We start from the raw sequence: 708 nt of genomic DNA on the forward strand, positions 1-708 counted from the left end.
ACCATTGGCATGATGGATGAAAAAATAGAGAAGCTGCCCCTTCAAAAAACGGCGCACGAAGAGCAGATTCTTTCATTGATTGATCTTGCGCTGCTAACGAAAGACAAAGCTTGGTTTATTGAATTAACAGCTGAATTAAAAAGATTACAAGATAAAAAGCAAGGCTGACATTCCTGATAAGGAATGAAGGCCCTGCTTTTTTTATTATTCATAGGGGGAAAAGCAGGAATGGAAAGCAGCTTGAGAGAAGAAGTAAATGACGACATTAAAAGAAAAGGTGATAAAAGATGAGTAAACGTGTCTTGATTTTAACAGGAGATGCCGTGGAGGCTTTAGAAGTTTTTTATCCGTATTATCGCTGTTTAGAAGAAGATATTCAGTGTACCATTGCTTCTCCCGTGAAAAAGAAGCTCCAAACGGTTGTTCATGATTTTCTTCCGGAAATGGAAACATTCACAGAAAAAACGGGATATAAAATTGATTCTCACTCTTCTGTAGATGAAGTGGATCCCGCTGATTTTGACGGACTTATTATTCCTGGAGGACGAGCGCCTGAATATATTCGAATGAACACAAAAGTTCAGGAAATTGCTGCTCATTTTTTAAAAGAAAACAAACCTTTAGGCGTTATTTGTCATGGTCAGCTCGTGTTAACGACGGTTAGAGAGTATCTGCAAGACAGAGAAGTGACAGCGTATCCTGCTTGCC

The 708-nt window shown here is 39.0% G+C and carries 2 protein-coding genes; both read left to right on the top strand.

Features of this window, described 5'->3' with window-relative positions:
• The first annotated feature begins 12 nt into the window (after nucleotides 1-12).
• The gene (locus AC1DRF_RS31000; protein WP_226897336.1) at nucleotides 13-168 is read left to right on the top strand and encodes an IDEAL domain-containing protein; all 156 of its coding nucleotides are present in this window, start codon (nucleotides 13-15) and stop codon (nucleotides 166-168) included.
• Nucleotides 169-287: 119 nt separating this feature from the next.
• The coding region (locus AC1DRF_RS31005) for a DJ-1/PfpI family protein (RefSeq protein WP_477742701.1) at nucleotides 288-708 on the top strand (421 nt) is incomplete at its 3' end.

The organism is Priestia sp. P5_B4 (assembly GCF_056400385.1).